The sequence below is a fragment of the Streptomyces triticagri genome (assembly GCF_003429565.1).
GTDB lineage: Bacteria > Actinomycetota > Actinomycetes > Streptomycetales > Streptomycetaceae > Streptomyces > Streptomyces triticagri.
Genome location: NZ_QUAK01000123.1, coordinates 88,464 through 97,946, shown reverse-complemented (window position 1 = coordinate 97,946; position 9,483 = coordinate 88,464). Strand labels below are relative to the sequence as shown.

Below are 9,483 nucleotides of genomic sequence, written 5' to 3'. Positions count from 1 at the left end.
AACTCGCTGTGTCTGTGGTGCTGTCTGGCGTGGGTCGCCACGATCGTCATGTTCTGGTACGTCACCGCGCACAACGTCCGCCGCGGTCTGCTGCCCGCGCCCCGGGGCGTGCGCTCCTTCCTCGACGAGTTCACCTGGGTCCTGCCCGTACTGCACATCGGGATCATCTGCATGCTGATCCTGACCCGCTGGTGGGACTTCTGGACCAGCTGACCACCCCACGGCGCCGTCGGCCTTGTCAGTGGCGTGGCATACGCTGCCAGGCGTGGAACCCGATCTGTTCACCGCCGCCGCCGAAGACCGCCAGGAGAAGGAGCCGGCAAGCAGTCCGCTGGCCGTCCGGATGCGCCCGCGCGTCCTCGACGAGGTCGTCGGCCAGCAGCATCTGCTGAAGCCGGGCTCGCCGCTGCGCCGCCTGGTGGGAGAAGGCGGCTCGGGTCCCGCGGGCCCGTCGTCGGTGATCCTCTGGGGCCCGCCCGGCACCGGCAAGACGACCCTGGCATACGTGGTCTCCAAGGCGACGAACAAGCGCTTCGTCGAGCTCTCCGCGATCACCGCGGGCGTGAAGGAGGTCCGCGCAGTCATCGAGGGCGCCCGCCGCGCGACGGGCGGATACGGCAAGGAGACCGTCCTCTTCCTCGACGAGATCCACCGCTTCAGCAAGGCCCAGCAGGACTCCCTGCTGCCCGCGGTGGAGAACCGCTGGGTGACCCTCATCGCGGCCACCACGGAGAATCCGTACTTCTCGGTGATCTCCCCGCTGCTCTCCCGCTCCCTGCTCCTCACGCTCGAACCGCTCACGGACGACGACTTGGCGGGACTCCTGGACCGCGCACTCACCGAGGAGCGCGGTCTGGCGGGCTCGGTCGGCCTGGCCGACGACGCCCGCGCCCATCTGCTGCGCATCGCCGGGGGAGACGCCCGCCGCGCCCTGACCGCCCTCGAGGCGGGCGCCGGTGCTGCGCTCGACAAGGGCGATTCCGAGATCACCCTCGAGACCCTCGAGGAGTCCGTGGACCGCGCGGCCGTCAAGTACGACCGGGACGGAGACCAGCACTACGACGTCGCGAGTGCGCTCATCAAGTCGATCCGCGGCTCCGACGTGGACGCCGCACTGCACTATCTGGCCCGGATGATCGAGGCGGGAGAGGACCCGCGGTTCATCGCCCGCCGACTGATGATCTCCGCCAGCGAGGACGTCGGTCTGGCCGATCCGACGGCCCTGCCGACCGCGGTCGCCGCGGCCCAGGCCGTCGCCATGATCGGCTTCCCGGAGGCGGCCCTCACCCTGAGCCACGCCACCATCGCCCTGGCCCTCGCCCCGAAGTCCAACGCCGCGACGACGGCGATAGGCGCGGCCCTCGAGGACGTACGCAAGGGACTCGCAGGACCGGTGCCCACCCATCTGCGCGACGGCCACTACAAGGGCGCCGCCAAGCTCGGCCACGCCCAGGGCTATGTGTATCCGCACGACGTACCGGGCGGAATCGCGGCCCAGCAGTACGCACCGGATGCCATCCAGGGCAAGCAGTACTACCGCCCCACCCGGTACGGCGCAGAGGCCCGCTACGCGGACGTGGTGGACCGGGTGCGCAGCCGACTGTCCGGCGAGCGGGACCCGGACGGTCGCTGACGGCCCCCGGCTGATCGCCTCGCCGCCGCTGCGTTCAGTACGCCGCCTCGAAGAGCTGGTGCATCGCCCGCCGCAGTCCGGTCACATCGCGCACCGGCTCCGGGAAGTCGAAGCGGGCGTCGAAGCTGTGCGTGCCGCCCGAGATGCGGATCCGGAGCCCGAAGCGGTCGAGCGCCAGCGGCACCGCCCGCCCACCGTTCAGGAGCAGCTCCGCCCGGTCGCCGAGCAGCGTGCACAGCGAGGCGACCTGCTCGGCGTGCGCCGCATGCAGATGCTGGAGCAGCTCCGCCTCGTGGTCGATCAGCGGATCGGCCCGCGCCTCGGCGAAGGCCTCCGGCTCCACCTGCGAGGCACCCCACAGATCGTCGACCGACGCCTCGCCGACCTCCAGACGCAGCATCATCCGCCCCGGATCGGCGATTCCCGGCAGCCGGGTCAGCCACCCGGACACCCAGGCCCGTCCGCGGATACGGTGCGGCACGGCGACCGGAGCCACATCCGTGACTTCGAGCACGGCGGACAGCTCGTCGTCCTGTGCATGCGTCGCGGCCCGTACGGCCGGGGAGTCGGCGGGGAAGTCGAGCAGCACGTCACCGTCGGGACCGACCCGCCGCGCGTCGGGCACCAGCTGGTCCGGCCGTACGCCCTGGAGCCCGGGGACGAGCAGCACCGCGGAGCATGTACTCTGTACGAGAGTTCGTGTGCGTTCGGCTGCTGACGGCATCCGGGCGATCTCAAGCCGGCTGGGACGCGGCTGACCACGATCTGATCGGACCTCCGTCATCGCGGCGCCCTCAGCGTCGGCGTTCTTCGTGCTGTCCGTGACGTGTGTGGTGTTCCCACGGCGAGACATGCGATCTCCTTAACTAAGGTGAGCCTAACCTAACCTACTACGGAGGTCCGGAGAACGTGCCTAACCAGTCGCGTCCCAAGGTCAAGAAGTCGCGTGCGCTCGGAATTGCGCTGACCCCCAAGGCGGTCAAGTACTTCGAGGCCCGCCCCTACCCCCCGGGCGAGCACGGCCGTGGCCGCAAGCAGAACTCGGACTACAAGGTCCGTCTGCTCGAGAAGCAGCGCCTGCGTGCGCAGTACGACGTCTCCGAGCGTCAGCTGGTCCGCGCCTATGAGCGCGCCGCCAAGACCCAGGGCAAGACCGGTGAGGCCCTGGTCATCGAGCTCGAGCGCCGCCTCGACGCCCTGGTCCTGCGTTCGGGCATCGCCCGCACCATCTACCAGGCCCGCCAGATGGTCGTGCACGGCCACATCGAGGTCAACGGCAAGAAGGTCGACAAGCCGTCCTTCCGTGTCCGTCCCGACGACGTCGTGATGGTCCGCGAGCGCAGCCGCGAGAAGCACCCCTTCCAGGTCGCGCGCGAGGGTGGCTACGACACCGAGGGCGAGACCCCGCGTTACCTGCAGGTCAACCTGAAGGCCCTGGCCTTCCGCCTCGACCGCGACCCGAACCGCAAGGAGATCCCGGTCATCTGCGACGAGCAGCTGGTCGTCGAGTTCTACGCCCGCTGATCATCGGGCCGCGGTTCCGCCGCGCCCGCTGAGCCAGGCGCAGCAGACTCAGGAGCCCGCCTGCTCCCCGCCGTTTCCGGTGGGGGAGCCGGCGGGCTTCCGTGTGTCCGGAGCCGGGCGCGGCCGGGCCGGCCGGGGCGCGGGCAGCACCGCACCGTTCGTCCTGCCCGCCAGCGCCCGCTCCACCGTCGCGTCCAGACCCATCGACCGCCCCTGCCGTACGCACTGCTCGAAGCGCTCGGCGCCGAGCACCTCGGCGGCCCGCCGCACACAGTGGGTGCGCGGGGCCCGGAAGTGCTCCGAGCCGAACAGCGGAAGCCCCACCGAGTCCCACAACGGATCGGCCGCACCCTGCAGCAGCGCGGCCTCCGCCGGATCGCCCTCGCTCGCGGTGATCAGGGCGAGCAGTTCGATGGCGAGGACCAGACCCACCAGATCGCGGAAGGTGTGGTCGATGGCGAGGCACTCCTCGGCGAGCTGCCTGGCCCGCGGGAGATCGCCGCGCGTCCAGGCCGCGTATCCCAGGACGTACAGCGCATAGGCACGGGTCCAGCGTTCGCCGTGCTGCTCGCAGATCTCGTCGACCTCGCGGCACAGCCCGAGTGCTTCCTCGGCGCGGTCCTGGAACACCAGGGACATGGCCAGCTCGACCCGGCCCATCAGGACATTGCTGTTGAGCTCGCCCAACTCCCCGTAGCGTTCGCCCGCTTCGCGCAGCAGCCGCTCGGCGCGCGCCATGTCGTCGTCGACAAGGGCCAGGCAGCCCAGGCGGTGCACCGCGTAGGCCTCGGCCAGCGGATTGCCGATGTCCTCCGCCTCGTCCCGGCACGTCTGCAGGGCGCCGAGCGCGCCGACCGTGTCGCCCTGCAGCGCGGCCACATAGCCGAGCACCCACAGCGCCTTCAGCCTCGAGTCCTCGTGTCCGCCGTCGAGTTCGGTGCCCCGGTCCAGCCAGTAGCGGCCCTCCGACAGACGGCCGCAGCCCACCCAGTAGAACCACAGCGTTCCCGCGAGGAGCTGCCCCTGGTGGGTCTCGTCCGGTTCGGTCAGGCAGTACTCGAGTGCCGCCCGCAGATTGGGCAGCTCGCCCTCGATCCGCGAGGCGATCCGGTCCTGCCGGGGCGAGAACCAGTCGAGTTCGCACCAGACGGCAAGGCCCAGGTACCAGTCGCGGTGCCGGCGATGCAGCCGCTCCGCGTCCCCAGCGGCCCGCAGCCAGCCGAGGCCGTACTCCCGGACGGTGGCCAGCATCCGGTACCGGGCGCCCTGCGCGGACTCCTCGCGGATCACCACCGACTGGGCGATGAGCTCCTCGAGCGCGTCCAGCACGTCCGCCGCAGGTATGCCGTGGCCCGCGCAGACGTATTCCGCCGCATCGAGGTCGAACGGTCCGGAGAACACCGAAAGGCGTGCCCACAGCAGTCGCTGCGGCGGTGTGCACAGCTCATGGCTCCAGCCGATCGCCGTGCGCAGCGTCTCGTGCCGGGCGGCGCGCAGCCCGCCCCCGGTCAACAGACGGAAGCGGTCGTCGAGGCGGGCGAGCAACTGCGCAGGTGACAGCGCCCCGAGGCGGCCCGCCGCCAGCTCGACCGCGAGCGGGATGCCGTCGAGTCGCCGGCACACTTCCAGCACCTGGGGCAGGCAGTCCTCGCCGAGCGTGAAGCCGGCCGGACCGCAGGCGGCCCGCTCGGCGAACAGTGTCGCCGCATCCGCCTCCGGCAGCGGTGCCAGGCAGTGCAGCCACTCGCCCTCCACACCGAGCGGCCTGCGGCCCGCGGCCAGTACCCGCACGCCGGGGCACCGCCGCAGCAGTTCCCGCACCACCGGCGCGAGGGCGTCCACGAGATGCTCGAACCCGTCGACCACCAGCAGGAGTTCACGGTCGGCGAGCTGCTCGACGAGGACCGAGAGCGGGGACCGTGCGGTGTGGTCGGTGAGGTCGAGCGCCTCGGTCAAGGCGTAGGTGACCAGCTCCGGGTCGCGTACGTCGGCCAGCTCCACGAGCCAGGCGCCGTCGGCGAAGGTGTCGCGGACCCGGCCGGCCGCGCGGAGCGCGAGCCGGGACTTGCCGACCCCGCCGACGCCGACCACGGTGACCAGGCGGGATGTGGTGAGGCGGGTGTCGAGCCGGTCGAGTTCGTCCGCCCGGCCGACGAAGGAGGTGAGCTCCTCGGGCAGATTGCCGGGCCGGTCGGTACGCCCGGCTCGCTGAGAGCGTCGCATGGGCCACGCAGCGTACTCATCCCCATGCGGTCCGTACAATCGCATCGCACAACGCGGGCGCCGTGCAGCAAAATGCGGTACGGACCGCCAGGCCCGGCGCGATAGGCTCGGGGAACGACTTTTACCAGGGGACGCCCGCCTCGCGGCGGTGGTCCCGACGAGCAGAGAGCGGTGCAGCGTGACCGGTGGAGAGGTGGCCGGGATCCTGGTGGCCGTCTTCTGGGCGATCCTGGTCTCGTTCCTCGCCGTCGCATTGGTGAGGCTGGCCCAGACCCTGAAGGCCACCACCAAGCTCGTGGCGGACGTGACGGAACAGGCGGTGCCGCTGCTCGCGGACGCCTCGGCGACCGTGCGCTCCGCGCAGACCCAGCTGGACCGGGTCGACGCGATCGCGACGGACGTCCAGGAGGTCACCTCCAACGCCTCCGCGCTCTCCACCACCGTGGCATCCACCTTCGGCGGCCCTCTGGTCAAGGTCGCGGCGTTCGGCTACGGCGTGCGCCGGGCCGTCACCCGCAAGGACATGCCGGACCGACCCTCCCGTCGTCGCGTGATCGTGGGCAGGGCCGTGCCGTCCGCCCGGCGGGGGAAGCGGAAGAAGGACTGACGCAGCGATGTTCCGCCGTACTTTCTGGTTCACCGCGGGCGCTGCCGCCGGTGTGTGGGCCACCACGAAGGTCAATCAGAAGCTGAAGAAGCTGACCCCCGAGAGCCTCGCGGCGCAGGCCGCGAACAAGGCGATCGACGCGGGCCACCGCCTCAAGGACTTCGCCCTCGACGTCCGCGACGGCATGGCCGAGCGCGAGGACCAGCTCAACGACGCACTCGGCCGGGACACCGCGGACCCCCGCGAACTCCCGGCCCAACGGCGGTTCGCCGCCCTCGAGAACAACCTGACGTACAAACAGGCCCCCTACACGTACAACCGGAATGAGGACCACTGATGGAGTCGGCTGAAATCCGTCGCCGCTGGCTGCGCTTCTTCGAAGAGCGCGGGCACACCGCTGTGCCGTCGGCGTCGCTGATCGCGGACGACCCGACGCTGCTCCTCGTTCCCGCGGGCATGGTCCCCTTCAAGCCGTACTTCCTCGGCGAGGTCAAGCCGCCGGCCCCGCGCGTGACCAGCGTGCAGAAGTGCGTGCGCACGCCGGACATCGAAGAGGTCGGCAAGACCACCCGGCACGGCACCTTCTTCCAGATGTGCGGCAACTTCTCCTTCGGGGACTACTTCAAGGAAGGCGCCATCAAGCTCTCCTGGGAGCTGCTCACCAGCTCGCAGGACGACGGCGGTTACGGCCTCGACCCCGAGCGCCTGTGGATCACGGTCTACCAGGACGACGACGAGGCCGAGCAGATCTGGCGCGACGTCATCGGCGTGCCCGCCGAGCGCATCCAGCGCCTCGGCAAGGCGGACAACTTCTGGTCGATGGGCGTGCCCGGTCCCTGCGGCCCGTGCTCCGAGATCAACTACGACCGGGGCCCGGAGTTCGGCGAGGAGGGCGGCCCGGCCGTCAACGACGAGCGCTACGTGGAGATCTGGAACCTGGTCTTCATGCAGTACGAGCGCGGCCCGGGCGAGGGCAAGGAGGACTTCCCGATCCTCGGCGACCTGCCCTCGAAGAACATCGACACCGGCCTCGGCCTCGAACGCCTCGCGATGATCCTGCAGGGCGTGCAGAACCTGTACGAGATCGACACCTCGATGGCCGTCATCGAGAAGGCCACCGAGCTCACCGGCGTGCGCTACGGCGCCGCGCCGAACACGGACGTCTCGCTGCGCGTCGTGACCGACCACATGCGCACCTCGGTCATGCTCATCGGCGACGGCGTCACGCCTGGCAACGAAGGCCGCGGCTACGTCCTTCGCCGCATCATGCGCCGCGCCATCCGCAACATGCGCCTGCTCGGCGCCACCGGCCCGGTCGTCAAGGACCTGGTCGACGTCGTCATCGCGACGATGGGCGAGCAGTACCCCGAGTTGCTCACCGAGCGCAGTCGTATCGAGACCGTCGCCCTCGCCGAGGAGGCCGCCTTCCTCAAGGCCCTCAAGGGCGGCACCAACATCCTCGACACCGCCGTCACCGAGACCAAGGCCGCCGGCGGCAAGGTGCTCGCCGGCGACAAGGCCTTCCTGCTCCACGACACCTGGGGCTTCCCGATCGACCTCACCCTCGAGATGGCCGCCGAGCAGGGCCTGTCGGTGGACGAGGACGGCTTCCGCCGCCTGATGAAGGAGCAGCGGGAGCGCGCCAAGGCCGACGCCAAGGCCAAGAAGACCGGCCACGCCGACCTGTCCGCGTACCGCGAGGTCGCCGACAACTCGGGCACGACCGAGTTCACCGGATACGTCGCCACCGAGGGCGAGTCGCGCGTCGTCGGCCTGCTCGTCGACGGCGTGCCCTCGCCCGCCGCCTCCGAGGGCGACGAGGTCGAGGTCGTCCTCGACCGGACCCCGTTCTACGCCGAGGGCGGTGGCCAGCTCGCCGACACCGGACGCATCAAGCTCGACTCGGGCGCCGTCATCCAGGTCCGTGACGTGCAGCAGCCGGTGCCCGGAGTCTCCGTGCACAAGGGCTCGGTCCAGGTCGGCGAGGTCACCGTCGGCTCCTCGGCGTACGCCGCGATCGACGCCAACCGGCGCCGGGCCATCGCCCGCGCGCACAGCGCCACCCACCTCACCCACCAGGCGCTGCGTGACGCCCTCGGCCCGACGGCCGCCCAGGCCGGTTCGGAGAACTCGCCGGGCCGCTTCCGCTTCGACTTCGGCTCCCCGTCCGCCGTGCCCGGCACGGTGCTCACCGACGTCGAGCAGAAGATCAACGAGGTGCTCGCCCGTGAACTCGACGTACAGGCCGAGGTCATGAGCATCGACGACGCCAAGAAGCAGGGCGCCATCGCCGAGTTCGGCGAGAAGTACGGCGAGCGGGTGCGGGTGGTGACCATCGGCGACTTCTCCAAGGAGCTGTGCGGCGGCACCCATGTGCACAACACCGCCCAGCTCGGCCTGGTGAAGCTGCTCGGCGAGTCCTCCATCGGCTCCGGTGTGCGCCGCATCGAGGCCCTGGTCGGCGTCGACGCGTACAACTTCCTGGCCAAGGAGCACACGGTCGTCGCCCAGCTCCAGGAGCTGATCAAGGGCCGCCCCGAGGAGCTGCCCGAGAAGATCTCCGGGATGCTCGCCAAGCTCAAGGACGCCGAGAAGGAGATCGAGAAGTTCCGCGGCGAGAAGGTCCTGCAGGCCGCCGCCGGTCTCGCCGCCGGCGCCAAGGACGTACGCGGCACGGCCCTCGTCACCGGACAGGTGCCGGACGGCACCGGCGCGGACGACCTGCGCAAGCTGGTCCTCGACGTGCGCGGTCGCTTCCCGTCCGACCGCCCGGCCGTCGTCGCCCTGTTCAGCACGGCGAACGACCGGCCGCTGACCGTCATCGCCACCAACGAGGCCGCCCGCGAGCGCGGCTTCAAGGCCGGCGACCTGGTCCGTACCGCCGCCAAGACCCTCGGCGGCGGAGGCGGCGGTAAGCCGGACGTCGCCCAGGGCGGCGGTCAGAACCCGGCCGCCATCGGCGACGCCGTGGCCGCCGTGGAGCGGCTCGTCACTGAGACGGCCTGATGGCCGCGGACGGATTTCGCCGGGGCCGTCGCCTGGCCCTGGACGTCGGGGACGCCCGGATCGGGGTCGCCTCGTGCGACCCCGACGGGGTCCTCGCCACGCCGGTGGAGACCGTCCCGGGGCGCGACGTCCCGGCGGCCCACCGGCGGCTGCGCCAACTCGTCGAGGAGTACGAGCCGATCGAGGTCGTCGTCGGCCTGCCCCGCTCGCTCAGCGGTGGCGAGGGGCCGGCGGCGGCCAAGGTCCGGGCCTTCACCCAGGAGCTCGCCCGTGGCATCGCACCCGTACCGGTGCGACTCGTGGACGAGAGGATGACCACAGTGACGGCCAGTCAGAACCTGCGCGCGTCCGGTGTTAAGTCCAAAAAGGGCCGGTCCGTCATCGACCAGGCTGCCGCTGTGGTCATCCTTCGCCACGCTCTGGAGTCCGAACGGGCGTCAGGTAAAGCCCCCGGAGAGGGCGTCGAAGTGGTTGTCTGATCGCGATACGG

General features: G+C 70.8%; 8 protein-coding genes and 1 pseudogene. 7 read left to right on the top strand and 2 right to left on the bottom strand.

Features of this window, described 5'->3' with window-relative positions:
* Together DY218_RS23810 and DY218_RS23805 are read left to right on the top strand one after the other, a co-directional pair.
* Positions 1 to 213 (top strand): annotated as a pseudogene (locus DY218_RS23810) (vitamin K epoxide reductase family protein); the annotation flags it as partial.
* A 52-nt stretch (positions 214 to 265) separates the two neighbouring features.
* Complete coding sequence (locus tag DY218_RS23805) at positions 266 to 1,633, top strand: replication-associated recombination protein A (protein WP_128558182.1); 1,368 nt, start codon at positions 266 to 268, stop codon at positions 1,631 to 1,633.
* Positions 1,634 to 1,667: 34 nt separating this feature from the next.
* Here DY218_RS23805 and DY218_RS23800 read toward each other — a convergent pair whose 3' ends face one another.
* On the bottom strand, positions 1,668 to 2,357 hold the full coding sequence (locus DY218_RS23800) for a DUF2470 domain-containing protein (protein WP_128558181.1): 690 nt from the start codon (positions 2,355 to 2,357) through the stop codon (positions 1,668 to 1,670).
* Between the two features lie 185 nt (positions 2,358 to 2,542).
* On the opposite strand from DY218_RS23800, the gene rpsD reads away from it, so the two are divergent.
* Positions 2,543 to 3,157: a 30S ribosomal protein S4 gene (rpsD, locus tag DY218_RS23795; protein WP_128558180.1), complete on the top strand. Its 615-nt coding sequence runs from the start codon at positions 2,543 to 2,545 to the stop codon at positions 3,155 to 3,157.
* Positions 3,158 to 3,205: 48 nt separating this feature from the next.
* On the opposite strand, the gene DY218_RS23790 is transcribed toward rpsD, so the two are convergent.
* Entirely contained in the window at positions 3,206 to 5,380 is a 2,175-nt protein-coding gene (locus DY218_RS23790; RefSeq protein WP_128558179.1) for an ATP-binding protein, read from the bottom strand.
* Between the two features lie 178 nt (positions 5,381 to 5,558).
* Here DY218_RS23790 and DY218_RS23785 point away from each other — a divergent pair, with 178 nt between their 5' ends.
* The 4 genes from DY218_RS23785 to ruvX are packed head-to-tail and all read left to right on the top strand — an operon-like array spanning position 5,559 to position 9,472.
* On the top strand, positions 5,559 to 5,987 hold the full coding sequence (locus tag DY218_RS23785) for a DUF948 domain-containing protein (protein ID WP_128558178.1): 429 nt from the start codon (positions 5,559 to 5,561) through the stop codon (positions 5,985 to 5,987).
* A 7-nt stretch (positions 5,988 to 5,994) separates the two neighbouring features.
* Positions 5,995 to 6,324 (top strand): DUF6167 family protein, encoded by a 330-nt coding sequence (locus tag DY218_RS23780; RefSeq protein ID WP_128558177.1) that lies wholly within the window; start codon positions 5,995 to 5,997, stop codon positions 6,322 to 6,324.
* Positions 6,324 to 8,993, top strand: a complete 2,670-nt coding sequence (gene alaS, locus DY218_RS23775) for an alanine--tRNA ligase (protein ID WP_128558176.1) — start codon at positions 6,324 to 6,326, stop codon at positions 8,991 to 8,993. The genes DY218_RS23780 and alaS overlap by 1 nt, the downstream gene beginning before the upstream one ends.
* Complete coding sequence (gene ruvX, locus DY218_RS23770; RefSeq protein WP_128558175.1) at positions 8,993 to 9,472, top strand: Holliday junction resolvase RuvX; 480 nt, start codon at positions 8,993 to 8,995, stop codon at positions 9,470 to 9,472. Before alaS ends, ruvX begins: the two co-directional genes overlap by 1 nt.
* Positions 9,473 to 9,483 lie beyond the last annotated feature (11 nt).